This window comes from Microlunatus flavus (assembly GCF_900110855.1).
Lineage (GTDB): Bacteria > Actinomycetota > Actinomycetes > Propionibacteriales > Propionibacteriaceae > Microlunatus > Microlunatus flavus.
Window position 1 is genome coordinate 546,344 of sequence record NZ_FOFA01000002.1, and the last position, 25,824, is coordinate 572,167.

23 protein-coding genes are annotated in these 25,824 nt (G+C 72.4%); 10 read left to right on the forward strand and 13 right to left on the reverse strand.

Features of this window, described 5'->3' with window-relative positions; genetic code table 11:
• Nucleotides 1-106 precede the first annotated feature (106 nt).
• The 3 genes from BMY04_RS06930 to BMY04_RS06940 are packed head-to-tail and all read left to right on the forward strand — an operon-like array spanning nt 107 to nt 3,221.
• On the forward strand, nt 107-1,681 hold the full coding sequence (locus BMY04_RS06930; RefSeq protein WP_091178369.1) for an acyl-CoA ligase (AMP-forming), exosortase A system-associated: 1,575 nt from the start codon (nt 107-109) through the stop codon (nt 1,679-1,681).
• A complete protein-coding gene (locus BMY04_RS06935; RefSeq protein ID WP_091178370.1) occupies nt 1,678-2,904 on the forward strand; it encodes a pyridoxal-dependent decarboxylase, exosortase A system-associated in 1,227 nt (408 codons plus the stop codon). The genes BMY04_RS06930 and BMY04_RS06935 overlap by 4 nt, the downstream gene beginning before the upstream one ends.
• Nucleotides 2,905-2,954: 50 nt before the next feature.
• On the forward strand, nt 2,955-3,221 hold the full coding sequence (locus BMY04_RS06940; RefSeq protein WP_091178371.1) for an acyl carrier protein: 267 nt from the start codon (nt 2,955-2,957) through the stop codon (nt 3,219-3,221).
• Between the two features lie 96 nt (nt 3,222-3,317).
• On the opposite strand, the gene BMY04_RS06945 is transcribed toward BMY04_RS06940, so the two are convergent.
• Nucleotides 3,318-4,400, reverse strand: a complete 1,083-nt coding sequence (locus BMY04_RS06945; RefSeq protein ID WP_091178372.1) for a right-handed parallel beta-helix repeat-containing protein — start codon at nt 4,398-4,400, stop codon at nt 3,318-3,320.
• Between the two features lie 207 nt (nt 4,401-4,607).
• Complete coding sequence (locus tag BMY04_RS06950; protein WP_139209780.1) at nt 4,608-5,633, reverse strand: hypothetical protein; 1,026 nt, start codon at nt 5,631-5,633, stop codon at nt 4,608-4,610.
• 453 nt (nt 5,634-6,086) lie between these two features.
• On the opposite strand from BMY04_RS06950, the gene BMY04_RS06955 reads away from it, so the two are divergent.
• Both BMY04_RS06955 and BMY04_RS06960 read left to right on the forward strand, forming a co-directional pair.
• A complete protein-coding gene (locus BMY04_RS06955; protein WP_091178374.1) occupies nt 6,087-7,550 on the forward strand; it encodes a DUF4082 domain-containing protein in 1,464 nt (487 codons plus the stop codon).
• 133 nt (nt 7,551-7,683) lie between these two features.
• Nucleotides 7,684-8,868, forward strand: a complete 1,185-nt coding sequence (locus tag BMY04_RS06960; protein WP_091178375.1) for a glycosyltransferase family 4 protein — start codon at nt 7,684-7,686, stop codon at nt 8,866-8,868.
• 15 nt (nt 8,869-8,883) lie between these two features.
• Here BMY04_RS06960 and BMY04_RS06965 read toward each other — a convergent pair whose 3' ends face one another.
• Both BMY04_RS06965 and BMY04_RS06970 read right to left on the reverse strand, forming a co-directional pair.
• Complete coding sequence (locus BMY04_RS06965) at nt 8,884-9,537, reverse strand: polysaccharide deacetylase family protein (RefSeq protein ID WP_091178376.1); 654 nt, start codon at nt 9,535-9,537, stop codon at nt 8,884-8,886.
• Nucleotides 9,534-10,430 carry a glycosyltransferase family 2 protein gene (locus tag BMY04_RS06970; protein ID WP_091178576.1) on the reverse strand — a complete coding sequence of 299 codons (897 nt, stop codon included), beginning with the start codon at nt 10,428-10,430 and terminating at the stop codon, nt 9,534-9,536. Before BMY04_RS06970 ends, BMY04_RS06965 begins: the two co-directional genes overlap by 4 nt.
• A gap of 158 nt (nt 10,431-10,588) precedes the next feature.
• Between BMY04_RS06970 and BMY04_RS06975 the strand changes: the two genes are divergently transcribed.
• Complete coding sequence (locus tag BMY04_RS06975; protein WP_198409970.1) at nt 10,589-11,449, forward strand: hypothetical protein; 861 nt, start codon at nt 10,589-10,591, stop codon at nt 11,447-11,449.
• Here the strand turns inward: BMY04_RS06975 and BMY04_RS06980 are convergent.
• Nucleotides 11,419-12,138 (reverse strand): hypothetical protein, encoded by a 720-nt coding sequence (locus tag BMY04_RS06980; RefSeq protein WP_091178377.1) that lies wholly within the window; start codon nt 12,136-12,138, stop codon nt 11,419-11,421. The genes BMY04_RS06975 and BMY04_RS06980 overlap by 31 nt on opposite strands.
• Before the next feature lie 288 nt (nt 12,139-12,426).
• Between BMY04_RS06980 and BMY04_RS06985 the strand changes: the two genes are divergently transcribed.
• From BMY04_RS06985 to BMY04_RS07000, 4 genes are read left to right on the forward strand one after another with little or no spacing between them, the layout of a single operon-like run.
• The gene (locus BMY04_RS06985; RefSeq protein WP_091178378.1) at nt 12,427-13,329 is read left to right on the forward strand and encodes a hypothetical protein; all 903 of its coding nucleotides are present in this window, start codon (nt 12,427-12,429) and stop codon (nt 13,327-13,329) included.
• 3 nt (nt 13,330-13,332) lie between these two features.
• Nucleotides 13,333-14,652, forward strand: coding sequence for an O-antigen ligase family protein (locus BMY04_RS06990; protein ID WP_091178379.1), 1,320 nt, complete (start codon nt 13,333-13,335; stop codon nt 14,650-14,652).
• Nucleotides 14,649-15,578 carry a glycosyltransferase gene (locus BMY04_RS06995; RefSeq protein WP_232506153.1) on the forward strand — a complete coding sequence of 310 codons (930 nt, stop codon included), beginning with the start codon at nt 14,649-14,651 and terminating at the stop codon, nt 15,576-15,578. The genes BMY04_RS06990 and BMY04_RS06995 overlap by 4 nt, the downstream gene beginning before the upstream one ends.
• A 10-nt stretch (nt 15,579-15,588) precedes the next feature.
• The gene (locus BMY04_RS07000) at nt 15,589-16,776 is read left to right on the forward strand and encodes a glycosyltransferase family protein (RefSeq protein WP_170854032.1); all 1,188 of its coding nucleotides are present in this window, start codon (nt 15,589-15,591) and stop codon (nt 16,774-16,776) included.
• A gap of 7 nt (nt 16,777-16,783) precedes the next feature.
• Here BMY04_RS07000 and BMY04_RS07005 read toward each other — a convergent pair whose 3' ends face one another.
• Genes BMY04_RS07005 through BMY04_RS07040 form a run of 8 tightly spaced genes read right to left on the reverse strand, consistent with a single transcriptional unit; the run spans nt 16,784 to nt 25,728 of the window.
• A complete protein-coding gene (locus tag BMY04_RS07005) occupies nt 16,784-17,881 on the reverse strand; it encodes a glycosyltransferase family 4 protein (protein WP_091178381.1) in 1,098 nt (365 codons plus the stop codon).
• A 5-nt stretch (nt 17,882-17,886) separates the two neighbouring features.
• Nucleotides 17,887-19,116 (reverse strand): glycosyltransferase family 4 protein, encoded by a 1,230-nt coding sequence (locus BMY04_RS07010; RefSeq protein ID WP_139209781.1) that lies wholly within the window; start codon nt 19,114-19,116, stop codon nt 17,887-17,889.
• Nucleotides 19,117-19,133: 17 nt separating this feature from the next.
• Nucleotides 19,134-20,675, reverse strand: coding sequence for a lipopolysaccharide biosynthesis protein (locus tag BMY04_RS07015; protein WP_091178383.1), 1,542 nt, complete (start codon nt 20,673-20,675; stop codon nt 19,134-19,136).
• On the reverse strand, nt 20,672-21,811 hold the full coding sequence (locus BMY04_RS07020) for a DegT/DnrJ/EryC1/StrS family aminotransferase (RefSeq protein ID WP_232506154.1): 1,140 nt from the start codon (nt 21,809-21,811) through the stop codon (nt 20,672-20,674). Before BMY04_RS07020 ends, BMY04_RS07015 begins: the two co-directional genes overlap by 4 nt.
• The gene (locus BMY04_RS07025; protein ID WP_091178384.1) at nt 21,808-22,497 is read right to left on the reverse strand and encodes a NeuD/PglB/VioB family sugar acetyltransferase; all 690 of its coding nucleotides are present in this window, start codon (nt 22,495-22,497) and stop codon (nt 21,808-21,810) included. The genes BMY04_RS07020 and BMY04_RS07025 overlap by 4 nt, the downstream gene beginning before the upstream one ends.
• Nucleotides 22,494-23,630, reverse strand: a complete 1,137-nt coding sequence (locus BMY04_RS07030; protein WP_091178385.1) for a DegT/DnrJ/EryC1/StrS family aminotransferase — start codon at nt 23,628-23,630, stop codon at nt 22,494-22,496. The genes BMY04_RS07025 and BMY04_RS07030 overlap by 4 nt, the downstream gene beginning before the upstream one ends.
• A complete protein-coding gene (locus tag BMY04_RS07035) occupies nt 23,627-24,676 on the reverse strand; it encodes an NAD-dependent epimerase/dehydratase family protein (protein ID WP_232506155.1) in 1,050 nt (349 codons plus the stop codon). Before BMY04_RS07035 ends, BMY04_RS07030 begins: the two co-directional genes overlap by 4 nt.
• The gene (locus BMY04_RS07040; protein ID WP_091178386.1) at nt 24,673-25,728 is read right to left on the reverse strand and encodes a Gfo/Idh/MocA family protein; all 1,056 of its coding nucleotides are present in this window, start codon (nt 25,726-25,728) and stop codon (nt 24,673-24,675) included. The genes BMY04_RS07035 and BMY04_RS07040 overlap by 4 nt, the downstream gene beginning before the upstream one ends.
• Nucleotides 25,729-25,824: the final 96 nt, after the last annotated feature.

Here is a 25,824-nt window from a genome sequence, read left to right on the forward strand (position 1 = left end):
AGCCCGACCCGTCGGGTCCGGTGCCGGCGTTCGACCGAGCAGCGTGCACCCTCGACGAGCACCGTTCCCTGAGCACGCACCACGCACGAGCACGAAGGACCAGACGATGAGGACGAACCTCCACCACCTGCTCGAGGAGGCCGCGGCCAGCCGACCCGAGGCCCCCGCGCTGACGTGGAAGGACACCACCGTCAGCTACGGCGAGCTCTGGCAGACCTGCGAGGCCGCCGCCGGCGGGCTGGCCGCGCTCGGCCTGCGCCGTGGCGAGCGGGTGGCGGTGTTCCTCGACAAGCGTGTCGAGACCGTCGCCGCGTACATGGCGACCTCGGCCGCGGGCGGCGTGTTCGTCCCGGTCAACCCGGTGCTCAAGGCCCCGCAGGTCTCCTACATCCTCGGCAACTGCGACGTCCGGGTGCTCGTCACGAGCGCGGACCGGCTCCTCGCCGTCGCCGGCGAGCTGGCGTCCTGCCCGGCGCTCGAGCACGTGGTCGTCGTCGGCGAGCCGGACCGCGAGCTGCCCGCGGTCGACGCGCAGGTCACCCTCACGCGCTGGGAGAAGCTGCTCGTCCCCGGGGTCGGCCCGACCGGGGCGCGCCCGCTCGACCTGGACGTCGCCGCGATCTTCTACACCTCGGGCAGCACCGGCAAGCCCAAGGGCGTCGTGCTCAGCCACCGCAACCTGGTCGTCGGGGCCGAGAGCGTCAGCTCCTACCTGCACAACACCGCGGACGACGTGATCCTGTCCGCCCTGCCGCTCAGCTTCGACGCCGGGTTCAGCCAGATCACCACCGCCTTCGCCGTCGGCGCGCACGTCGTGCTGCACAACCACCTCGTCGCCTCCGACATCCCCAAGCTCGTCGCCAAGCACCGCGTCACCGGCCTCACCGCCGTGCCGCCGTTGTGGCTGCAGATCATCGGCACCACTTGGCCCGAGGGCAGCACGCAGACCCTGCGCTACTTCGCGAACACCGGTGGCCGGATGCCGCGCACCACGCTCGACCGCCTCCGCGCGCTGTTCCCGGACGCGCTGCCGTACCTCATGTACGGGCTCACCGAGGCCTTCCGCTCGACCTACCTGGACCCGTCCGAGGTCGACCGCCGGCCCGACTCGATCGGCAAGGCGATCCCGGACGCCGAGATCCTCGTCGTGCGTCCGGACGGGACGCTGTGCGACCCGGGGGAGCCCGGCGAGCTGGTCCACCGCGGAGCCCTCGTCGCTCTCGGCTACTGGGAGGACGAGGCCAAGACCGCCGAGCGGTTCAAGCCCGTCCCTGGCGACCGGCCAGCGTGGCGCGCCCCGGAGATGGCCGTCTACTCCGGTGACACCGTCGTCGCCGACGAGGAGGGCTTCCTGTACTTCGTCGGGCGGGCCGACGAGATGATCAAGACCTCCGGCTACCGCGTCAGCCCGACCGAGGTGGAGGAGGCTGCGTACGGCACCGGGCTCGTCGCCGACGCGGTCGCCCTCGGCGTCCCCGATGAGCGGCTGGGCGACGCGATCGCGCTCGTCGTCACGCCGGCCACCGGCACCGAGCTCGAGCCGAAGACCCTGGTCGCCGCGCTGCGTAAGCAGCTTCCGCTCTACATGGTCCCGACGCACGTCGTGGTCCGCGCGACCATGCCTCGTTCGCCCAACGGCAAGTACGACCGGCCCCTCGTCAGGCAAGATCTCCTGTCATGAGCACCGCTGACCTGCTGGCGTCCTTCGGGACGGTCAAGGGCGAGCTCGCCGTGGGTGGCGTGCCGCTGAGCCTGCTGGCCGCCCGGGTCGGGTCGACACCGTTCTTCGCCTACGACCGCAGGCTGCTGACGGAGCGCGTCGCGATGCTGCGCTCGGTGCTGCCCGCCGGGCTCGACCTCACGTACGCGATGAAGGCCAACCCCATGCCGGCGGTGGTGCAGCACCTGGCCGGGCTCGTGGACTCGATCGACGTAGCCTCCGCCGGCGAGATGGCCGTCGCGCTGGACACGGGCATGGACCCCGAGCGCGTCAGCTTCGCCGGGCCCGGCAAGACGGCGGCCGAGCTGCGCCGCGCGGTCGCGGCCGGGATCGTCGTCGAGCTCGAGTCGATCACCGAGGCCCGCCGTGTGCTGGCCGCCGGCAACGAGCTGGGCGTCCGGCCCCGGGTGGCCGTGCGCGTGAACCCCGACTTCGCGGTCAAGGGGTCCGGGATGCGGATGGGCGGCGGCCCGCAGCAGTTCGGCACGGACGTCGAGCAGGTGCCCGAGCTCGTCGCCGAGCTCGTCGGGGCCGATGTGGACCTCCTCGGCTTCCACGTCTTTGCCGGCTCGCAGAACCTGCGGGCCGAGATCATTGCGGAGGCCCAGAGCAGGACCGTCGACCTCGTCGTCGGCCTCGCCGACCTGCTGCCGACGCCGGTGCGCTACCTCAACCTCGGCGGCGGCTTCGGGATCCCGTACTTCCCGGCCGACACCCCGCTCGACCTCCGTGTGGTCGCGGACAACCTCGCGCGCCTGCTCGACGGGCCGATCGCCAGCCACCTCCCGGAGGCGCGAACCGTGGTCGAGCTGGGGCGCTACATCGTGGGGGAGTGCGGCGTCTACGTCACCGAGGTGGTCGACCGCAAGGTCTCCCGCGGCAAGACCTATCTTGTCGTCGACGGCGGCATGCACCACCAGCTCGCCGCCTCGGGCAACCTGGGGCAGGTCATCCGGCGCAACTACCCGCTCGTCGTGGGGAGCCGTGCGGAGCAGGAGGCCACGGAGACGGCCAGCGTCGTCGGCTGCCTGTGCACCCCGCTCGACCTGCTCGGCTCCGACGTCGAGCTGCCGCGCACCGAGGTCGGCGACCTCGTGGTCCTCTTCCAGGCGGGCGCGTACGGCCTCACCGCCAGCCCCACCCAGTTCCTCGGGCACCCGGCTCCGGCCGAGGTGCTCGTCTGAGCCCGATCCCGCACGACCCGCACGACCACCCCGAGCAGAAGGACCGAACCATGAGCACCGCCACCGGCCAGACCACCCTCGCCGAGGTCACCGACGTCGTCGTCGAGACCCTCGGCATCCAGGACCGCGCCGACTCCCTCGACGCCTCCACCCCGTTGTTCGGCGCGATGCCCGAGCTCGACTCGCTCGCCGTCCTCGAGCTCGTCTCCGCCCTCGAGGACCGCTTCGGCATCGTCGTCGAGGACGAGGAGTTCGGCGGGGAGATCTTCGAAACCATCGGCTCGCTGTCCGAGTTCGTCGACGGCAAGCGCGGCTGAAGCCCCCCTCGGCCCTGCGCGGCCGTCCGACGAGCCCGGCCGCGACGGTGTCTGCCGTCGCGACCGGGCTTCAAGCTGCTTCCTCCGGACCGGTGCTCAGCCCACCGACGCGCCGGCGTTCGGGCCGTCGTACCAGGTGTTGCCCGAGACGCTGACGGGCGAGTCGGTCGAGGTGAGCGGGCCGAACGCGCCGCTCTTGGGGTGGATCCTGGTCGAGAAGCGGTTGTCGGTGATCGCGATGCCCGAGACCTTCGACTTGGCGTCGGTGCCGGCCTGGTAGCCCCCGTACACGGTGAACGCGCCCCCGCCAAGCAGGTTGCCGTCGATGCTGACGTTGCGCATGGCGTCGGCGCTGCCCGTCGAGAGCATGACCGCCGACGTCGCCCCGTCGCCCAGCACGATCGTGTTGTGCTGGACCTTCAGCGACGTCGTGCCCAGCGACTGGATGCCGTCGTTGTGCGAGTCGTCCGTCATGGCCAGGTCGTGGATCCAGGAGTCCTTGATGGTCACGTCCGTCCCGGCCTTGAAGCCGTCGATCGTCCCGTGGACGTCGCAGCGCAGGCACGTGTAGCCGCCCCCGGCGACGGCGGAGTCGCTGCCGGCGTTGTTGCGGCCGTCGATCTCGACGTCGGAGAGCAGGAGCCGCCGCCCGCCGTCGTCGGCCAGCACGTTGAAGAAGCACGACGACGAGATGAGCGAGTTCTTGATGGTGACGTCGTCGGCCTTGACCACCAGGCAGCTGGTGATCTTCTTCCCGTCGATGACCGTCCCGTCGGCGGTGATGGTGGACGGTCCGCTGTAGGCCTTCAGCGTGGTGCCGGCCGGGACGCCCGTGCTGGACGCGTCGGGGAAGCCCGCGGGCTTGGGCGGGTTGGTCGTGGGCGACGAGCTCGGCGAGGGCTTCGAGGTGGACGTCGGGCTGGCGGACGGCTTCGGGGACGTGGTGGGGCTTTCGGCGCCCGTGGTTGGCATCGCCGCGAGCCGGGCCTCGATCCGGGCGAGGGCGGCGTCCTGCCGGTCCTCCCGGCAGTCGAGGTAGGCCTTCAGCTTGGACGTGCTGGACTTCGTGAAGAGCTTGTCGCAGGTGTCCTTCGGTGCGGCCACCGCGACGGCGGAGCCGCCGAGGAGGAGGCCGGCGACGAGACCGAGCAGGACGAGCAGGGCGGGGTGGCGGCGCATGAGGACCTCGATCGTGGCGTTCGGGGGCTGGGCACGGACTGCCGTCCCCCGGCCGGGTCCTTGATCTGCTGACGATCGCGCAGATCATCGCTGGTCGGCGACCACGCGTTACACCTGCCGGACCAGCGGTTCCGCCGCCGAGGCTCGTGCCCGACGACCAGGCGCTGCCGGGCAGGGGCTCAGGACCTGCGCCTCAGGACCCGCCCCTCAAGACAGCGATCGGCCTGCCTCGGGACCGTCGTACCAGGTGTTGCCGCTGACGACGACCGGCGGGTCCGCCGAGGTGATGGGGCCGTACGCGCCGCTCCTCGGATGGATCTTGGTCGAGAAGCGGTTGTTGGTGATCGCGATGCCCGAGACCTTGGCCACGTCGTCCTCGCCGGCCGAGTAGCCCCCGTACACCGTGAAGGCGCCACCGCCCAGCACGTTGTCGGAGATGCTGACGTTGCGCATCGCGCTGGCGCTGCCCGTCGAGAGGATCACGGCCGACGTCGCGCCGTCGGCAAGCACGATCGTGCTGCCCCCGATCGTGAGCCGGTTGGTCCCCAGCGACTGCACGCCGTCGTTGTGGGACTCCTTCGTCATCGCCAGGTCGTGGATCCAGCTGTCCTGGATGGTCACGTCGCTCCCGGCCTTGAACCCGTCCGTGGTGCCCTGCACGTCGCAGCGCAGGCAGGTGTAGCCGGCGCCCGCGACGGCGGAGTCTCCGGTGGTGTTGTCCTGCCCGTCGATCTCGACGTCGACGAGCCGCAGGCCGGTGTTGCCGGCGTCAGACAGCACGTTGAACTGGCAGCCCGGCGACGTGATCCGCGAGCGCGAGATGGTGACGTCGTCGGCCTTGATCACAAGGCAGTCCGTGATGGTCGCGGCGTCGATGACCGTCCCGGGCGTCGTGATCGTCGTCGGCCCTGTGTACGGCTTCAGCCCGGTCCCCGGTGGGACGCCCGTCGTGGCGGGTCCGGCGACGACGGGCGTCGAGGCGGCGCTCGCGCTCGCCGGCGGGTTCGAGGGCTGCACCGGCGCCGGCGCGGGGCTGCGCGCGGACGAGCCGCCGGAGGTGGCGCAGCCGGCTGCGAGCAGCAGGGCCGCTCCGCCAGCGGCGAGCCGGAGCCCCGTGCGCGTGGACGAGACCTGCACGGTCTGGGCCTCCTCGAGGTTCGCGTCACGCCGGGAAGCCCCGAGCACGAGATGCACGAGGAACGGTCGCCGTGCCGTCGGACGGGTGCCCCTCATGCTACGGAGCAGGGCGTGCACATGCCGGTTTTGTGACTTTGTGCCGTGATTCGGAGACTGTGGCAGACATCACCACCAGGTGTGGAGGCGGCCCCGCGGTAGTTTCGGGAAAGTGCCCGCGGTGCACCGCCGAGGCCGGCGATGTTCTCTTGCTTGCAAGGGAAGTAAGCCTTCGAACGGGTGCTTTGGGTGACTATTGATGTGAATGGCGTCGAATTGCGAGAACCCGGCGCTGCATTTGTTGATCTTTACCGATCGTCACTGGCGCGGGCGCAAGATGACAGACCGTTATGCGACTGTTATAGTCGCCGCCGTCTCTAAGTCTTGCATTTCTATTTCCCAAGATGGAATTAGATTCGTCCGGAACGCGTCAGGCGCGACGGGTGTCAGCGGGCCTGAGACGTCGAACCCCGACGACCGACCCCCTACCGGTCTCGACAGAAACGGACACCGATGGTGATCACGACGCCTGCTCGGCGCCAGCCCGCCCACCGGCCAAACCCCGGCCCCCGGCCGGCCGGGTCGGCGCGCAGCCTGCCCCGCTCCCTCGCCGGCTCCACCCTCGCGCTGCTGCTCGGCGTGGTGGCCCTCCTGCTGCCCACGAGCAGCCCGACCGCGGCCGCCGCGGAGACGGTGCTCGGCAGTGGCAGCCCCTCGATCTCCAGCTACAACGACGGCGACTCGCTGACCGTCGGCGTGAAGTTCACCCCGAAGTCCTCGGGCGTCGTCACGGGCGTGCGCTTCTACAAGGGCAACGGCAACACCGGCACCCACGTCGGTGCGCTCTACACCGCCGACGGCACGCTGCTCGCCAAGGCGACGTACGGCTCGGAGTCCTCGAGCGGCTGGCAGCGCGTCACCTTCTCCAGCCCGGTGGCGGTCAAGAGCGGAGTCAGCTACACGGCCGCGACCTTCATGCCCGACGGGCACTACTCCGTCACGAACCCCTACGGCTGGCCCGACGAGGGCGCGACCATCACCGGCACCGCCGGCACCTACTCCTACGGGTCCGGTCTGCGCTTCCCGGCGTCCGTCTGGCAGAAGTCGAACTACTACGTCGACGTGACCTTCGAGGCGGCCACCACCGCGGCACCCGCTCCGACGCCGACCCCGACGCCCACGCCCACGCCGACGTCCAGCCCGACGAGCCCGACGGGCTTCCCGAGCTCGTCGACCACGGGCGTGCCCGACGGCACCTCGCTCGGCGCCTACACCGGACCGTCGACGATCACCCAGGACGGGACGGTCATCGACTCGAAGAAGATCACCAGCTGCCTCGTGATCAAGGCGGACGACGTCACCATCAAGAACTCGCTGCTGCAGACCGACCGCTGCTTCTTCAACGTGCTCAGCGACAACGGCAACACCGGCCTGCGCATGACCGACGTGGAGATCGACGGCCAGGGCAACACCGACGGTGACGCGGCGATCGGCGGCGGTGGCTACACCTGCACGCGCTGCGACATCCACGGGACGGTGGACGGGGCCAAGGCCGGCGACGACGTCGTCTTCCGCGACTCCTACATCCACGACCTGGCCATGTCCGGCGACTCGCACAACGACGGCATCCAGTCTCTGGGGACCGACAACCTGCAGGTCCTGCACAGCACGATCATCTCGCCCAAGGGCTCGACGTCGGCCATCATCCTCTCGACCGGCTCGGCCTGGGAGATGCGCAACATCACCATCGACAACAACCTGCTCGGCGGTGGTGCGTACACGGTCTACGGCGGGTTCCTCTCCGGCGTCGACGTGCTGTCGAAGATCTCGAACATCGACATCACGAACAACAAGTTCACGACGCAGGTGTACGCCCGGTCGGGTGCGTACGGCCCGCTGACCTCGGTCGACAACCCGGTCGTCACCAGCGGGAACGTCTGGTACGACGGCCCGAACGCGGGCAGGCCCGCGTACTGATCCGTCCGCCAGGACGACCGCTCCACGGCACCTTCCACCGGCCGTCGGACCTCGGGGTCCGGCGGCCGGTGGCCGCCCGGACGAGTTCTCGGTCCCGGACCTGCGCCACCGGCAGCGGTGAGAGCATGACCCGGTGCGCAGCCCGACCGAGCGGACCGTCGGCTCGCCCGTCACGGTGCTGACCTACGCGCCCTACTCGTTCAACGGCAACGGCCCCGCGCAGACCTGCGCGGCGATCCTGGGGGCGTGGGCTTCCCCAACGGTCACCACGGCGCTCCACGCCGGACGGTTCCGTCGCCGGCCGAAGGGTGTCGTGCTGCGGCCGGGCGTCGCCGGAGCCGGCTCCCTGGTGCCGTGGCGCCTGGTCGAGGAGCGGGCGCTGCGGCGTCTGGACGACCAGTTCGCGGCGGCCCTGGACCGCGTGGACCCGGGGCGCACCGTCGCGTACTTCTGGCCGGACCCTCCCCTCGCGCTGGTCGAGCGGGCGCAGGCGCGCGGGGTGCTCTGCGTCCGCGAGATGATCAACACCGCCCTCGCCACCTCGGGACCGCTGCTCGACGACGCCTACGCCCGGCTCGGGCTCGCGCCGACCCACGGGATCGGCCCCGAGCGGATCGCCTCGGAGTCGGACGCGCTACGCCGCTACGACGCCGTCTTCGCCCCCAACCCCGAGGTCGAGGCCTCGCTGCGCCGGCTGGGTCTGGACCAGGCGCGGATCCTGCCGACGAGCTTCGGCTGGTCCCCCGAACGCCTCGCAGGGGAACCGGAGGAGCGCGACCGGTCCGTCGTCCGCTTCCTGTTCGTGGGCAGCGTGAACGTCCGCAAGGGGGTGCCCGAGCTCCTCGAGGCCTGGGCGCGCGCCGACCTCGGGGCGGGAGCGGAGCTCGTGCTGGTCGGTCGGGTGGCCCCCGAGGTGGCCGGGCGGGTGGCCCAGGCCGAGGCGCTGGGCAACGTCCGGGCCGTGGGCTTCCAGGACCGGGTCGGCGACGCATTCCGCTCCGCCGACGTCTTCGTCTTCCCGACCCTCGAGGAGGGCGGTCCGCAGGTCACGTACGAGGCTGCCGGCTGCGGGCTGCCTGTCATCACGACGCCGATGGGCGCGGCACGCCTGGTCGAGACCGGGCGGTCGGGCGTGGTGGCGGAGCCGGGTTCGGTGGACCAGCTGGCCAGCGCGCTCGTCGACCTCGCCGCCGACCCGGGACGCCGCCGGTCGTTCGGGGCCGAGGCCCGGCGCCGTGCCGCCGACTTCACCTACGCGCGTGTCGGTCCCCGGCGGCTCGAGCAGCTGCGGGTCCTCCTGGACGCCCGTCAGCGCTGAACGCCGGCAGCGTGGTCAGCGCAGCCGCTTGACCGCCGTCTTGATCCGACCGAAGGCGAGCCGGGGGCGCGGTTGGGTGGTGAGCACCTCGGCGCGCAAGCCCTCGAGGGTGTCGTCGGAGCGCAGGCTGAACCGGTGCTGCAACCAGCTGCCTGGCTCCGACGGCTGCCGGTCGCTCGTGAACACGTGGCGGTAGCCGAGCCGGCGCAGGGTGGTGAGGCTGGCTCGCTCGTAGCGTCCGAGAGGGAACGCCGCCTCGTCCACCGACGCCCCCACGACCTCGGCGAGCACCTGGCGCGCGTCCACCAGCTCGCGCTGCTCGTCGGCGGGGGACAGCCCGCGCCAGGGCACGTGGTCCATGCCGTGGGTCCCGATCGTCATCCCGGCGTCCCGCAGGGCGCGGACGTCGCCCGCGGAGAGGCTGTCCGGCCGGTCGAGCCGGCCGGCGATCACAAAGAAGGTGGCGGTGCGCCCATGGGCGAGCACCGCGTCCAGCGCCGTCTCGACGTCGGAGCGGTTGCCGTCGTCGAAGCTGAGGCGCACGTCGTCGCGTCCGTCGACCTCGTCGAGCACGCGGGCGAAGAGCTCGCGGCTGATCCAGTAGCGGCTTTCGCCCGGCTCGCGCTCGCGCACCGGCACCCCGACGCCGTGGAAGCACAGGTGGATCACCGCGTGGCCTCCGGCGCGCGGCCCGCCGGAACAGGTCCGCGCGAGGTCTGGTCCTGGCCCCACGACGGCGGCCGCCTGGACCCCACCCGGGCCAGGACCGCGGCGAGCAGCGTGAATGACGCGTAGACGGCGCCGGCGGGCGCGAGGACAGGACGCTGCAGGACCACGTCCGTCAGCCAGGAGAGCTTGTCCGACCGACGGACGGTCGGGCCCTCCGCCACGGTGCCGCGGCTGGGCACCGAGCCCGGGGCCGTGGCCCGCAGATCGGCGTTGCCGCGCCGTACGCGTACGAGACGGCGCAGGAGCGAGCGTGCGGTGGCCGGTGCGACGACCCCGACGTCGACCGACGGGATGGGCCGCTTCTCGTCGGCGGAGAAGAGCGAGTCGAGGAAGAGGTCGTCGGCCACGACCCCCGGGAAGGTGTCGAAGCGACGCCGACCCGTCTTGGAGAGCACGACCATGCCGCGGCCGAACAGGCTGTTGCGGTAGGCGGGCAGCCGGCTGCTCACCGCCATGTACGCACGGACCAGAAGGCTGCTGCGGGTCGTGACCACGTGGCGCAGCGGTGCGCAAGCGAGCACCGACGGGTCGGCGAGCACCTCGAGGGCGGCCGCCAGCGCGTGCGGCGGGAGCACGATGTCCGCGTCCAGGTAGACGCGGGGGAACCCGTGGGCCACGGCGTCGCCGGCCACCAGGGCGGCGGACTTGCCGGGTTCGGACAGGTCCAGGACCTTCACCCCCGGACGCGTCGCGGCGGCGACCGTGGCGTCGCTGCAGCCGTTGGCCACGACCACCACCTCGAGGTCGCCCGCACCCTGCTGCGCACGCAGCGCGTCGAGGCAGCGCCCGACGACCGCGGCCTCGTTGTGCGCAGCGATGACCACGCTGACCATGCCCACGTCCCGTCCCCCCCGGCTCCGACGTCGCTGGCAGGCCCCGGATCCGCAGGGCCGCCTCGGCGCGAGGCCACGCTAGCGGGCGACTCGGCGGCCTGGGTCGAGTTCGTGGGTTTCGACCGCGGCGCAGGAGGCGGGACCGTATGCTCGCCGCCGTGCCCGGAGGGAAGGACGTGGTCATCCGACCGGTCGCCGACGAGGACGTCGGTCGGGTCGCCGACTACCTCCACCGCGCGCTCAACCCGCGCCTGGACGTCGAGGCCTGGGCGGCGGCGATCGTGCCGTCCTGGGTCGGCGCGGGCCCCAACCACGGGTTCATGCTGCTGCTCGCCAACCGGGTCGTCGGGGTCAACGTGGCCTACTACGCCACACGCGAGGTGGCCGGCGAGACACGCACCTTCTGCAACGTGGCCGCGCTCTGCGTGGACGAGCCGCACCGCCTGCACACCGTCCGGCTGATCCGCGCGCTCCTGCGGCAGCCGGGTCTCGAGTTCACCGACTTCTCCCCGAGCGGCAACGTCGTAGAGCTGGACCGTCGCCTCGGCTTCCGACCTCTGGAGCACCGCACCTGGTTGGTCGCGAACCTGCCCACGCCGACCCGTGGGACGCGCGTCGTGACCGAGCCGGACGAGATCGCCCGGCTGCTCGTCGGGACGGACCGTCAGCACTTCGAGGACCACCGTCGCGCGCTGGCCGCCCACCACCTCGTCCTGGTCCGAGGGGCGCGGACGTGCTACGTGGTCTACCGGCGGGACCGTCGCAAGGGTCTGCCGCTCTTCGCGACGATCCTGCACGTCAGCGACGCGGGGCTGTTCCGGTCGGCGTACGGAGCGGTTGCAGGTCATCTCCTCCGACGCGGGGCCGTGGCCTCGATCCTGGAGAGCAGGGTCGCCGACGTGTCGCCGCCCCTGGGGCGACCGTTCCACCAGAACCGGCCGAAGATGGTCAAGAGCTCGGCGGTCGACGAGCGCGACGTCGACTACCTCTACAGCGAGCTGACCTGCGTGCCCTGGTGATCGGTCGCTACCACCGGTCCGGCCTCGCCGTCCAGGTCCGCCTCGGCTCCGCGTCGGCGCCTGCGCGCCACCAACCGGTCCCAGCTCCAGGCGAGGAGCCCGGTCGCGAGGGCGCCGACGAGCCCGGTCGCGGCGAGCGCGCGGGTGCGGCTGCCCGTCATGTGCTGCACGTCGAGCGCCTCGGGTGACGAGATCGCCCGGACGCGGTTGCGGTCCGCCACGCCGGCCAGCGCCTGCCGCCGTTGGAGCAGCTCCTGGACCTGGCCCCTCACCTGCTCGGCCCGGACCGTCACCTCCTGCTCGCTGCTGCCGACCACCTGGACGTCGAGGGTGGGGGCGGTGAAGAGGGGTTGGAACTGCGAGCCCTGGTTGGGCAACCGGACCTGCACGCCGTCGCGCACGCCGAGACCGAAGAGGGTCGTCGTCGCGTACGACGTGAGCAGCGGGGGCCGCGGGCCGTTGAAGTCGCTCACCACGAGCGCCGCCAGGGGTGCCAGGCTGTGCGGCGCGTCCGCGACGGTGTTCGGGTAGTACGGCTCCGCCGGCGCCACCAGGACGAGCTCCATCTGGGCCCAGTAGACGCCGGGGCGGACGAAGACGCCGCCCAGCGCCACGAGGGTGAGGAGGCCGCCGGCGACGAGGACGTACCAGCGCCGCACGAGCACGTGCACCAGCTCGCGAGAAGTCATCTGTCCCTGCCACCCCCGCGAAGGATCCTCCCACGCGCGCGAGGGCCTCGTCCCGGGTTCGACCAGATCGTCGAGGCCGGGGCGGCTTTTCCCCGATCTCTGCGGGAGCCGTTCCCAGGCTCTACCCTTTCGTGAGGGTGCCGGAGACGGCACCGGGGGATGCAGGGGGGACCTGGTGGTCCGCGAGGCGCGTCGGCGACAGTCGACGCAGCCCCGCGCAGACCGGGCGACCTCGGCTTGTGCTCCTGACGCGTCGTCCTGCGTCGTCAGGTCCAGGGGGGTTTGTCCATGCAGGTCCAGGACTTCATCCTGGCGATCCGACGGCGCTGGTACCTCGCGCTGGCAGCGCTCGTGCTGTCCGTCGTCGCGACCGTCGCCGCGCTCGCGCTGGTCGGTCCGACGTACGAGGCGAAGGGCACCACGCTGCTCGTGCCGCCCGGCGCGACCCTGCAGCAGCAGCGTCCGGGTGAGGCCGTCTCCACGGGCAACCCGTACCTCGAGCTGAGCGGTCTCGGCCAGGCCCGCGACATCGTCATCCGCTCGATGACCTCGCAGTCGACCTTCCTGGCGCTCTGCTCGGCGACGGGGGACGCGAAATACCTCGCGATGCGCGACTCCCTGTGCCAGTCGCACCCCAAGGTGAAGTACACCGTGACGCCGGACTACGAGAGCAGCGCTCCCGTGATCATGGTGACGATCGAAGCGAACAGCCAGCAGGACGCCATCACCGCGCTCGGTGCCGTGATGAATCAGGTCCCGGCCTCGCTCCGCTCGCTGCAGGGCAGCCTCAACCTGCGGGCCCGCGCCGACATCACCTCCACCCCGGTCACCGCCGACGTGGTGCCGGTCGTCGTGCGCAAGAACCAGATCAGGGCGGGCATCCTCGTCGGCGGCGGTTCGCTGGCCCTGTTCCTGCTCGCCATCGGGCTGCTGGACAGTTTGCTGCTGTCCCGAGGCACCCGCCCCGAGCGACCTGTCGCGGCGTCCGGTCCGGCGCAGGAGGCCGAGGAGGCCGACGCGGGCTGGGGCTGGACCGACGACGACGCGGCTGCCGGCACGCCGGTGGCGGCCGAACCGACGGTCGAGGAGGCCGACGGCTGGGGGTCCATCGGGCCCGAGGTCGAGCAGTCCGACGACCCCCGCGCGCCCGGCGGCAAGGTGCCCCAGCCGACCAGCGCGGGCTGGGGCTGATCGGTGACCGGGCTCGTCCTCAGCGAGCTGGGCCCCGAACGCTCGGTGCCCCAGCGGGTCCGGAGCAGGGGAGTCGACGGCGCCACGGTCCTGACCGTCTACCTCGTCCTGCTGCTCGCCATCCCCTCCGTGATGGTCCTCGGCCCCCTCGGGAGCGCCGGGGCCCCCTCGACCGTCACGGCTGTCGCGCTCTTCCTCGTCTGGCTGTGGTTCCAGGTGGACCGCACGACGCCCGGCCTGCCCTTCGCCAGACCGGTCCGACGCGCCGCGCTCGTCTGGCTGCTGGTGATGGTCGTGGTCTACGCCCACGCGATGGCCTCACCCATCCCCTTCGACGAGATCAGCCCGGCCGACTTCGGCATGCTCAAGCTCGTCGGCTTCACGGGCGTCCTCCTCGTCGCCAGCGACGGCTTGTCGAACCGGGACCGGTACCGGACCTTCGTCTCGCGTCTCGTCCTGGCGGTGTTCCTGGTGGCGCTCCTCGGCCTCCTGCAGTTCGTGACGAAGGACGTGCTGGTCGATCGGATCCACATCCCCGGGCTCACCTCGAACGGGACGGGCGAGCTGATCAACCGCGGTGGGCTCCCTCGACCGAGCGGCACGTCGACGCACCCCATCGAGTACGGGGTGGTGCTGTCGATGGCGTTTCCGCTCGCAGTGGTCCACGCACTGAAGGCCCCACGTCTGCGCTGGCTGTACGCGGCCGTCACGGCGGTGATCGCGCTCGACATCGTCCTCTCGAGCTCACGTTCTGCCCTCGTGTGCTCCGGCATCGCGATCGTCGTGCTCGCGCTGAGCTGGTCGGGCGCTCTGCGTCTGAAAGCGCTCGCCGTCGCGGCGGTGCTCGGCGGGCTGGTGTACGTCGTCGTGCCGAGCTCGCTGGGTGCGACCACCAAGCTCTTCACCCAGGCGGGGGACGACCCCAGCATCGCGTCGCGGACCGGCAGCTACGACCTGGTCGCCACCTTCTTCGCCCACAGCCCGGTCCTCGGCCGGGGGTTCGGGACCTTCCTGCCCAAGTACTGGATCCTCGACAACGGCTACCTCGGCCTCCTGATCGAGGGTGGTGTCCTCGGGCTCGGCGGCCTCCTCGTCCTCATCCTCACGGCCGCCTGGTGCGCGAGAGCAGCTCGCCGACGGCTGACCGACGACTTCGACCGGCAGCTCGCTCAGGGCCTCCTGGCTGCGGTGCTCAGCGGCGCTGCCGGCCTCGCCTTCTTCGACACCTTCGGCTTCCCGCAGTCCGCGGGGTGCTTCTTCCTCGTCCTCGGGCTGGCGGGCGGGCTCTACCGGCTGTCGCGCGAGGAGGTCGAGGCCGCGTGAGCGCGGGGTCGGCGCCGGGTGAGCGGCTGGCGCGCGAGCACGTCGCCGTCGTGGTCGTCCTGTACAACAGCGCACCCCTGCTCGCCGACCTGGTGGCCTCGCTGCCCGGAGGCCTGCGCGGAGTCTCCTACCAGCTGGTCGGCGTGGACAACGACTCCGACGACGACGGTCCCGACGTGCTGGAGTCCCTCGCGCCCGACGCCCTCGTGGTGCGCACCGGGCGCAACGGCGGTTACGCCGCCGGCTTGAACGCCGGGGTGGCGGTGGCGGACCCGCACACCGCCGTGCTGCTCCTCAACTCCGACGTGCGGCTCGAGGAGGGCTGCGTCGCCGAGCTCCTGCTCCGGCTCCGCGACCGGGGGGCCGGGATCGCGGTGCCGCGGCTGACTGGTGCGCAGGGAGAGCTGATCGCCTCGATCCGGCGCGAGCCGAGCTGCGTCCGGTCCTTCTTCGACGCCGTGCTCAGCGCCAAGGTCGCCGGGCGTGTCCTGCGGCTCGGCGAGGTGGTCACGGACCCGCGTGCGTACGAGCACGAGCAGCTCGTGGACTGGGCGGAGGGGTCGACGCAGCTCGTCAGCGCGGAGTGCTGGCAGACCTGCGGGCCCTGGGACGAGTCGTTCTTCCTCTACTGCGAGGAGACCGACTACGGCCTCCGCGCCCGCGACGCGGGGCTGGGCACGCTCTACGTCCCGACCGCGCGCGCGATCCACCTCGAGGGCGGTTCGTCGACCTCGGTCGACTGGCTGTGGAGCCTGCAGACGGTGAACCGGCTGAAGCTCTACCGACGCCGTCACGGTGGCGTCCCGTCCTTCCTCTTCTGGGCGGTCACGCTGCTGCGGGAGGTCACGCGCGCTGCTCTGGGACGGACCAAGAACCGGGCGGCGGCACGAGCCCTGCTCGACCCGCGACTGCTCAGCGAGAGCTAGGAGGATGACCGTGGCGCCCACCGGCGACCGATCGGCCGCAGGGATCTCGATCGTCTGCGTGTTCAACGACCCCGCGGTCCGCACCGAGTGCCTGGATAGCTCGGTCGCGGCCTACCGCGGCGACCTCGACGTCGACTACATCCCCGTCGACAACACGACGCACCGCTTCACGAGCGCGGGTGCCGCCCTCAACCACGGCGCCTCCCTGGCTCGGCACCCACTCGTGGTCTTCGTGCACCAGGACGTCTACCTGCACTCGATCGACCGGCTCGTCGAGGCGGGCTCGCACCTCGAGGGCGGGCGCTGGGGGGTCCTGGGCGCGAATGGCGTGACCGACAGCGGGCTGAACGTCGGTCGGCTGCGCGACCGCACGCAGCTGATCGGCGAGCACGCCCCCGAGCCCGTCGAGGTCCAGACGCTCGACGAGGTCCTGTTCATGGTCCGTCGGGAGCAGGTCCTGGAGCACCCCCTCACCGAGGACCCGGACCTGGCCTGGCACGCGTACGCCGTGGAGTACAGCCTCCGGGTCGTCGGGCTCGGCCTGGCGGCGGGTGCGGTCGACCTCGCGGTCACCCACAACAGCCTCAGCATCAACATGGCGCGACTCGATGTCGCGCACGGCCGGGTGGGCGAGCTGTACCCGACGCTGCGGCCGATCTGCACGACCTGCGGCACGATCGGCGCGGGTAGCTCCCGACTGCGGCGCACCCGACTCGTCCGTGCCCACGGCTGGCGGCTGCGCTGGTTGCGCCACTCGCTGCTCGCCCGCCGCGCCCGCCGACGGCTGCAGGTCCCGGTCGTCCTGAGCGACATCCGTGAGGAGGTGGACCTGCTGGAGCCGGGGACGCCCCTGCGGCTCGTCGACGTCGACCGGGCGGGGGGCTTCGTCGAGCACGGGCGCGAACCGTTGCGCCTGACCCGCTTCGGCCGCCCTGTCACCATGTCCGCGGTCTCGACGGTCGCCGAGGTCCCCGACGTCCTCGCCGGCGTCGGGGTGGAGGAGATCGTGCTCGTCGTCGGACTCGATCTCGACGACCTGGCCGACGCGGCGCTGTTCACGACCGGTGACCGCCCGTGGCTGCTCGGCATCTACCCCGACGAGATGTGGCTGCTGGGCGGTTTGCCGCTGGACCGCCTGCCCGAGGCGTGGTCGCGCCGCGCGGCGCAGCCTCTCGGGGGGTCGACCCTGGTGGCTTGAGCCGGGGCTAGCGCCCGGGTGCGACGACGAGCTCTTCGAGGCGCTCGGCGAAGACCCTGCTCGAGTACAGGCCGTCGACCCGGCGGGCGGCCGCTGTTCCGAGGCGGTGGCGCTCGTCGGCGTCGACCAGGAGCTCGGTCACCGCTGCGGCGAAGGCGTCGACGTCTTCGGCCGGCACCACCCGCCCGCCGTCGCCGACCTGCTGGGCGACCCCGCCGACGTCGAAGGCGACGACGGGTGTCCCGAGCAGCATCGACTCGAGCACCACGAGCGGGAACGGGTCGTCGCGCGACGGCAGCGTCGCGACGTCGAAGCGCCGCATGTGGGGGTACGGGTTGGTGGTGGGGCCCACGAACTCGGCCCCGGCCTCGTCGGCGCCGGGCACGGGTGCGGCGAGGTCGCCGAGCCACACGAAGCGCACGGCGCGCTGCGGCAGGGCCTCGCGCACCCGCCGCGCGACCTGGACCCACAGATCCGGGCCCTTGCGGTGCTCGACGCTGCCGCAGCACCCTACGACCAGATCGTCCGCCGCGTAGGGGCGGTCGGGGTCGAGATCGGCGAGCCGGGCGACGAGGTCGTCGTCCGGGACCGACGGCAGCAGCACCACCGCCTCCGGCGGCCTCCCGGTGAGGACGGCCAGGTCGGCGCGCACGCTGGGCGAGCAGGCCACGAGGGTGGTCCGTTCGAGCTCTGCCGCCGCGTGCTCGTGCCGGAGGAAGGAGGACGCCACCGCGCCGGACTCGTGCACGTGCAGCACACGAGGCAGGCGCAGCCACCGAGCCGGGCGCAGGTAGACGGCGGCCGCGGTCGAGTTGACGTAGACGAGACCGGGCCGGTGCCGCAGCAGCTCGAGCGCGGCGACCGCGGTGTCCAGCGCGAAGGTGACGCCGCGCAGGCCCCGTGTGCGTCGCAGCCGACGCCGCACGCGAGGCAGCGGTTCGACGGCCGCGGGTGCCGCTGTCCCGAGGTCGGCCATCAGCGGCCCGGGCAGGCGCGACAGCACCGCGACCTCGTGCCCGGCCTCCACGAGGTCGCGGGACACCATCGCGGCGACCCGGGGCGCACCGCTGCGCGACGCCTCGTGGCTGATGACAAGGACCCGCACGGGAGTCACCAAGTCCTGGCGTGCCGGAGGTCGTGCGCGGCCGCACGCAGCACGAGGGCACCGGCGTCGGTCAGCCTGCGCGGTAGCCCGGGCAGCTGGCGGAGCTCGGTCCGGTAGAGGGCTTCGAGCTGGTCGGCGCCGGCCTGCAGCCCGTAGCGCTGAACCTCGGCGTGCCCGAAGGCCGCGAGCTCGGCGCGGTGCACCGGGTCCAGCAGGCGCTCGAGCTGGTGGGCGAGGTGGCCTGCCGGGTCCGCAACCGGCTCCTCGCCGAAGAACCCCTCGGTCGCGAAGTGCTCGCGGGTGCCGACGTCGAAGGTCGCGGCGTACCCGTTCTGGCCGAGCACGACGAGCGGGCGCGCGTGGGCCAGCGCCCGGAGCGCGGACCCGCCCATGCCGAGGGCGACGTCGGCGGCGTCGTAGGCCGGCCTCGGGTCCTGCCGGGAGCCGGTGAGAACGACGGCCGGGCGCCCGAGCCGCTCGTTCGCCGCAGCAGCCCGACCCGCGACCCGCTCGAACGCATCGCCGTCACCGACCACGACCAGCCGCAACGCGGGCAGGTCCAGGCGCTCGACCGCGTCGATGGCGTGCCCCAGCCCCTCTTCCTTCAGGTGAGCGTCCACGCGGCCGACCACCACGACCGCCAGCTCGTCGTCGCCGATCCCTACCTCGCGGCGGAAGCGGCGCCCGGCCTCCGGGTCGGCGGCATCGGCGTCGAGGTCGACAGGAGGCTCCATCAGCCAGACGTGGCGGCCCTGCATGCGCTCGGCCTCGTCGCGCAGCGACCTCGTGCCGAGGACGAGCGGCGTCCTCCGCGGCACGTAGGGGACGTTCTCCATCATCCAGTTGGTTACGACGGCCGACCGCGGCGTGGCCCCTGCGACCGCCATCGTCGCGGCGCGCCCGAGCCACGGCCCGAAGACGTGGACGACGTCGGCTGAGGACTCGAGCGCCAGTCGCCGGATCTGCCGAGCGCGTTCCAACGTCCCTGCGTGCTGGGGAAGGACTGTGGGCGTGAAGCCGGAGCGTTCCGCGTAGGGCAGCAGCGAGGTCTTGACCTGCTCGTCGATGGCGAAGACCTCGACCCGGTGCCCGCGGGCGCGCAGCGTCCGGCCCAGGTCCAGGGCGTTGATCGGGCAGCCGCCCAGCGCGAGACCCTCCAGCCCGACCAGGACGCTGAGGCGGCGCCCGTCGTCCGCGGTGCCCGGACCGGCGGGCGTCGTGACGATAGAGGTCACGGGCTCGGACACCTGGGTCACGGGGCTGCGACCTCGCGCCGCGCCTGGAGCGCCCACCCGGGGACCCAGCCGGGCACGAACCGGTCGGGCAGCTGCCGCAGCGCCATGGGGGCGATGGCCAGCGCGTACACGACCCCTCCGGCGAGGCAACCCACGAGCAGGGCGAGCCAGGGCGTGGTGAAGGGCTGGCTGGCCAGGCGGGCCGCGGCCGCGGCGAGCGTCGCCGCCACCAGCGGCGCTACCACGGCGCGCAGCAGCAGGAGAGGGTGCCGGCCGGTGGCTCGCACGACGGCGACGCCGTACGCCGGCACCGCGATCAGGCCGATGGTGACGACGTGCGCCCACGCCACACCACGCAGCCCCGCCCAGTGCTCTCCGAGCACCATGCCCGGGACGAGGACGACCACCCAGCCGAGCTGGATCAGCAGGAGCCGCACGGTCTGCCCGGTCGCGACCAGGACGTTCGCGAAAAGCAGCGAGAAGGCGTAGAGGGCACCGTAGCCGGCGAGGACCACGAGCACCGGCGCCGCCTCGGCCCACCGCGCGCCGAAGACGGTGTCGACCAGCGGGCGGGAGAGGGCGGCGCTGATCGCTGCGGTGGGGAGCGCGACGGCGGCCACGAGCCCCGTGGACGACGTCAGGGCCGCGCCGAGGCGTTCCCGGTCGTCGGCGACGCGGCCGAAGGCGGGCACGACCACGCTGTTGAGCACCGAGCCGAGGACGGCAGTGGACCAGTTCGCGACGTTGAAGGCGATCACGTAGACGCCGATCTGCGCCGCGTCGACCAGCCGCCCGAGGATCATGTAGTCCGCGTTCAGCAGCGTCCAGTTGACCAGGTTGGCCAGCGACAGGGGCAGGCCGAAGCGCAGCAGCGGACGGACGACCTCACGGCGCCAGCGCGGCCAGTAGCGCCGCGACGTGCTGAGCACGAAGACGAGCCCGGTGGCGAGCTGCCCGACCACGCGCGACCAGGCGAAGGCGGTGGCGCCCCCGCCGTGCAGCGCCAGCAGGACCAGGAGCGGGTTGGCGACGAGGAACCCGACCACGGTGCCGAGGAAGATCTTGTCCTGGCGGAACTCGCGGACCAGCTGGGCGCCGGGCACCGCGAACACGCCGGTGAGCACCAGGCACAGCGCGAGGATGCGGATGGGCTGCGCGGCGCCGGGTTGTCCCAGTGCGGAGGCGATCAGCGGTGCGCCGCTCGCCATGAGCACCGCGATGCCGACGCTGGCCAGGATCGAGATCGAGGAGATGGTCGGAGCGATCTCCTCGGGCTCCAGCGGTGACCGCGCGACGGCCGAGGCCATCCCGAGCTCGGCGAGGCTCGCGACCACGAGGTAGACGGCGAGCGCGACCGCGAAGATCCCGAAGTCCTCCTTCGACAGCAGCCGCGCGAGGATCGCCGTCACCGCCACGCTCGCGAACCGCATGGTGATGTTCGCCGCGAGCGCCCACGCCGCGCCGCGGCCCACCGACCGGGCGAGCGTGGGCTCCGCCGCGGCCGGTGCGTCCTGCGCCGACGGCGCCGCCGCCGTCGACGGCCCTGCGCCGTCGGTCACGATGCGGTCGACACCTCGGTCCGGACGCCGTGCGCGGCCACCGCTGCGCGGAGCGCCGCCACGACCTGCTCCTGCTGCGCCTGCGTGATGTGCGGGTAGAGCGGGAGCGACAGGATCTGGTCCGCGGCCTGCTCGGCGACCGGGAACGAGCCCCGCTCGAGGCCGAGGTCGGCGTACGCGCGGGTCAGGTGCACCGGGGTGGGGTAGTGGATGCCGGCACCGATGCCGGCCTCGTTGAGGCTGCGCAGGACGGCGTCGCGCTCGGCGACCCGGACGACGTAGAGGTGCCAGACGTCGACGTTGCCCTCGGCCGAGCGCGGGGCCCGGACGCCGTCGACGTCGGCGAGCAGGGTGGCGTAGCGGGCGGCGGCCTCGCGGCGCCGCTCGTTCCAGCCGGCCAGGCGGCGCAGCTTGGCGTTGAGCACCACGGCCTGGACGGTGTCGAGGCGGGAGTTCATGCCCACGACCTCGTGGTCGTACTTGCGCGCGGAGCCGTGGCTCGCGATGACCCTGATGCGCCCGGCCATCTCGCCGTCCTGCGTGGTCACGGCGCCGGCGTCGCCGGCCGCCCCGAGGTTCTTGCCCGGGTAGAAGCTCGTGCCCGCCACCGCTCCGAGGCTGCCGGCGAAGCGGCCGAACCGGGTCGCGCCCTGGGACTGGGCGGCGTCCTCGACGACCGGGATGTCCCCGGCGACCTCGAGGACCCGCTCGACGGGGGCCACCTGGCCGAACAGGTGCACCGGGACGATGGCCTGCGTCCGTCCGGTGACGGCCGCGGCGATCAGGTCGGGGTCGATGAGCAGGTGCTCGTCGTCGACGTCGACCAGCACGGGGACGGCGCCGATGCGCGAGATCGCCTCGGCCGTCGCGACGAAGGTGTTGGCCGGGATGATGACCTCGCCGCCGGCCCGGACCCCGACCCCGCGCAGCGCGAGCTCGACGGCGTCGGTGCCGTTGGCGACCCCGACGCAGTGGGCGACGTCGGTGGCCTCGGCGTAGGCCCGCTCGAACTCGCCCACCGGCTTGCCGCCGATGAAGGCGGTGGTCGCGAAGACCTCGTCGAGGCCGGCCATCACCTCCTCGTGGATCTCCTTCTGCTGCGCAGCGAGGTCGACCAGTGGAATGGCGGTGTTCACGAGAGGCTCCCCATCGAGGTGGTGTCGTAGGTCGTGCCGGTCACCGGGGTGGACTGGCGCGGTCGGGCCGGCACACCGACCCAGGTCTGGCCGTCGGGCAGGTCGGCGACCAGGGCCGCCCCCATCCCGAGGACCGCGTCGAAGCCGACCGTGGTGTGCTCCCGCACGCTGCTGTTCATGCCGAGGTAGGCGGCGCGCCCGACGCGCACGCTGCCCCCGAGGCTGACCCCGGCGCAGAGCGTCGCGAAGTCGGCCACGGAGTCGTCGTGGGTCAGCGTGACGTTCGGCATCGCCACGACATGCCTGCCCACGTTGACGTCCGTGGTGAGGACGGTACCGGCGAGGATCACGCTGCCGCAGCCGATCCGACAAGTTCCCGGGACCGAGGCGCGCGGGTGCACGAACGTCGCGTACCCGTCCTGCGCGACCCCGAGCCGGGTGAGCCGCTCGACGATCGAGGCCCGGCTCGAGCCCTTCCCGGCGCAGACCAGGAACCGGGCGTCGAGGTGAGCCGCGGCCACGTCGAGCGTCCCCAGGACGGGGAACCCGCCGACAGTCGTGCCCTGCAGGTTCGGCGCGTCGTCGAGCAGGCCGCGCACCTCGAACCCGCATCCGTCGTGGGCCAGCGCGGCGAGGACCTCGCGCGCGAGGCCGCTCGCGGCGACGAGGACGAGGGGGACGCTCATGCCCGGGCGGCCTCGACGAGCACGTCGACCACCCGGCCCTGCTGCGTCTCGTCCATCTGGTGGAAGAGGGGCAGGATCAGCGTGGAGTCCGTGAGGTGCTCGGTGACGGGCAGCGAGCCGGGCGCGGCCACGCCGACGTACGGCGGCTGCCGGTGCGTCGACATGATCCCGCGCCGCGCGGAGATGTCGGCGTGCGCGAGCCGCTCGAGCAGCCCCTCGCGGTCGAGCGGGTACGCGTCGCCGACCTCGACCCAGAAGGACTGGAAGTTGCTCTCGCCCCACGCGGGGTCGATGACGGTGCGCAGCCCGGGGACCTCGGCGAGGAACTTCGTGTACGTCGCCGCCAGCTCGCGCCGGCGCGCCACGACCTCGGGCAGGCGCCCGAGCTGCACGATGCCGACCGCCGCCTGGAGGTCGGTCATGCGGAAGTTGTAGCCCACCTCGTCGTAGGTCTCGGGCGGCGCCAGCACGGAGGCGTGGCGGTCCGCGGCGGACACGCTCATGGCGTGCTCCCGGAGCTTGTGAGCCCGGTCCGCCCAGTCCTGCCGGGAGGTCGTGATCATCCCGCCCTCACCGGTGGTGAGGATCTTGCGCGGGTGGAACGACCAGGCGGCGATCTCCGCGCCGGCTCCGACGGGCCGCCCGCGGTAGGTCGAGCCGGCGCCGCACGCGGCGTCCTCGATGACGGCGATCCCGCGGGGGTCGCACACCGCGCGGATCGCGTCGAGGTCGACCGGGACGCCGCCCTGGTCGACGACCACGACGGCCTTCGTGCGGTCGGTCAGCTCGGCCTCGACCGTCTCCGGCGTGAGGTTGCCCGTGGTGACGTCGACGTCGGCGAAGACGGGCGTCGCACCGACGTAGCGGACGGCGTTGGTGGTGGCGATGAACGAGAACGACGGCACGACGACCTCGTCGCCGGCACCGACGCCCACCACGACCATGGCGAGGTGCAGCCCGGTGGTGCACGAGGAGACGGCGACCGCGTGCTCGGCCTGCATCGACGCGGCGAACAGGCGCTCGAACTCGGCCACCCGCGGGCCCTGGGCCACCCAGCCCGAGCGGAGGACCTCGGCGACCGCCTCGACCTCCTCCTCGCCCAGGTAGGGGAGCATCACGTTCACGCGGCTCATGCCATGGCTCCGGCCGGCTCGGGGGTCGTGTCGTCCTGCGCGTCCTTGCCGGGGTCGTTGCCCAGGGCCTTCTCCGAGCGCCACCAGTCGACGAGCTGACGCAGCCCCTCGTCGAGGCCGATCTCGGCGGTGAAGCCGAGGTCGCGGGTGGCGGCCTCGGTGCTGGCCAGGCGGCGGGTGACGCCGTTGACCGGGCGGTCCGGACCGTGCTCGACGCCGAGGTCGGACCCCATCACCGCGAGAAGGCGCTCGGCCAGCTGCAGCAGCGAGGTCTCCTCGCCGCGGGCGACGTTGTAGACGCCCTCGGCGATCGGGCTCGCCGCCGCGAGCAGGTTGGCCCGGGCGATGTCGGTGGTGAAGACGAAGTCCATCGTCTGCGCACCGCTGCCGAAGATCAGCGGCGGCTTGCCGTCGACGATGCGCTCCATCCAGCGGATCAGCACCTCGGTGTAGAGCCCATGGATGTCCATCCGCGGGCCGTACACGTTGAAGTAGCGCAGGGCGACGTAGTCGAGGCCGGACATCGCCCGGAAGCTGCGGAGCATGCCCTCGTTGAACGTCTTGGCCGCGCCGTAGAAGGTGTCGTTGTCGTACGGGTGCTGGTGCTCGGTCGTCGGGAACTCCTCGGCGAGGCCGTAGACCGACGCCGATGAGGCGGCGACGAGCTTGCCGACCTTGTGCTGGGCAGCCGCCTCGATGACGTTGAACGTCCCGTCGACGAGCACCTCGAGGGCCAGCCGGGGCTCCTCGGCGCACTGCGTGATCCGGATGGCGGCCTGGTGGAAGACGACGTCCGCGCCCCGGGTCAGGTCGTTGACCAGGTCGCGGTCGCGCAGGTCGCCGACCACGAGCCGGACGCGCGGGTCGTCGAGGACGCCGCGGAGGTTGGCCCGTCGGCCCCGGACGAGGTTGTCGAGGATGCGGACCTCGCCGGCCCCGGCCGCGAGCAGCTGGTCGACGATGGTGGAGCCGATGGTGCCGGCGCCGCCGGTGACGAGCGTGGTCGCGCCACGCAGCCCGTTGTCGGGCAGCTCGGGGGCGATCACGCGACGAGCTCGCGGTCGGCGACGGTCGCGCCGTCGGTCCGGACCGGCCCACCGCTGGCGAGGCTCGCGCTGGCGGCCTCGAGGACGGACAGGACGCGCAGGCCCGAGCGGCCGTCGGTCTGCGGCGCGCGGCCCGCCTCGATGGCGGCGGCGAACTCGGTCGCGACGCCCGCGAGGGCCTCGGTCTCCTTCAGCGCCGGGACGACGACGTCGCCCATCCGGTACGAGACGGTGACGGCCTCGCGGCGGGCTGCATCGGCGGCCTGCGTACGCAGGTCGACGCCACGGTCGTGGATCGAGATCCGCTGGGCCGGGTTCATGTCGTCCCACACGAGGGTCCGGCGGCTGCCGCCGATCACCATCTGGCGGATCTTCGTGGGGGACAGCCAGTTCACGTTGATGTGGGCGATCCCTCCGTTGCCCAGCGGCAGCGTCAGGTAGCCGACGCAGGCCTTGCCCGCGCCGAGCGGGTCGGCCCCGCTCGCGGTCACGGTCTCCGGGCGCAGCCCACCGGGCAGGATGAAGTCGAGGATCGACAGGTCGTGCGGCGCCAGGTCCCAGAAGACGTCGACGTCGGGCTGCACGAGCCCGAGGTTGATCCGCGTCGAGTCTACGTAGAGCACCTCGCCGAGCTCGCCGGCGGCGATCACGTCGCGGATCCGCTGGACCGCCGAGGTGTAGCAGAAGGTGTGGTCGATCATCAGCACCTTGCCGGCCGCGTCGGCGGCGCTGACCATGAGTGCCGCGGTCTCCGCGTTGTCGGCCAGCGGCTTCTCCACCAGCACGTGCTTGCCGGCCTCGAACGCGGCGAGCGCGAGCGGGGCGTGCGTACGGGCGGGCGTCGCGATGGCGACCGCGTCGATGTCGTCACGGGCGAGCAGCCGCTCGACCGAGGTCTCGACCTCGACCGTGGAGCGCGACCCGACGACCTTGCGGGCGCGCTGCTCGTCGAGGTCGCAGACGGCGACCAGGTCCCAGGCCGGGTTGGACCGGAAGTTGCGGATCAGGTTCGGACCCCAGTAGCCCGCGCCGATGACGGCGATCGAGAACATCTCTCCCCCAGAGGTGTCAGGTGGTGCTGTGCTGATGTGCGGCTCGGCCGACGTGCGGCCGTGCGCGGCGATGTGCTAAGTGTGCGGCAGATCGAG

What these genes read in the sequence shown, in the direction of transcription:
- BMY04_RS06930 (WP_091178369.1), top strand. Translation starts at nt 107, where the DNA reads ATGAGGACGAACCTCCACCACCTGCTCGAGGAGGCCGCGGCCAGCCGA.
- BMY04_RS06935 (WP_091178370.1), top strand. Translation starts at nt 1,678, where the DNA reads ATGAGCACCGCTGACCTGCTGGCGTCCTTCGGGACGGTCAAGGGCGAG.
- BMY04_RS06940 (WP_091178371.1), top strand. Translation starts at nt 2,955, where the DNA reads ATGAGCACCGCCACCGGCCAGACCACCCTCGCCGAGGTCACCGACGTC.
- BMY04_RS06945 (WP_091178372.1), bottom strand. Translation starts at nt 4,400, where the DNA reads ATGCGCCGCCACCCCGCCCTGCTCGTCCTGCTCGGTCTCGTCGCCGGC.
- BMY04_RS06950 (WP_139209780.1), bottom strand. Translation starts at nt 5,633, where the DNA reads ATGAGGGGCACCCGTCCGACGGCACGGCGACCGTTCCTCGTGCATCTC.
- BMY04_RS06955 (WP_091178374.1), top strand. Translation starts at nt 6,087, where the DNA reads ATGGTGATCACGACGCCTGCTCGGCGCCAGCCCGCCCACCGGCCAAAC.
- BMY04_RS06970 (WP_091178576.1), bottom strand. Translation starts at nt 10,430, where the DNA reads ATGGTCAGCGTGGTCATCGCTGCGCACAACGAGGCCGCGGTCGTCGGG.
- BMY04_RS06980 (WP_091178377.1), bottom strand. Translation starts at nt 12,138, where the DNA reads ATGACTTCTCGCGAGCTGGTGCACGTGCTCGTGCGGCGCTGGTACGTC.
- BMY04_RS06985 (WP_091178378.1), top strand. Translation starts at nt 12,427, where the DNA reads ATGCAGGTCCAGGACTTCATCCTGGCGATCCGACGGCGCTGGTACCTC.
- BMY04_RS07025 (WP_091178384.1), bottom strand. Translation starts at nt 22,497, where the DNA reads ATGAGCGTCCCCCTCGTCCTCGTCGCCGCGAGCGGCCTCGCGCGCGAG.
- BMY04_RS07030 (WP_091178385.1), bottom strand. Translation starts at nt 23,630, where the DNA reads ATGAGCCGCGTGAACGTGATGCTCCCCTACCTGGGCGAGGAGGAGGTC.
- BMY04_RS07040 (WP_091178386.1), bottom strand. Translation starts at nt 25,728, where the DNA reads ATGTTCTCGATCGCCGTCATCGGCGCGGGCTACTGGGGTCCGAACCTG.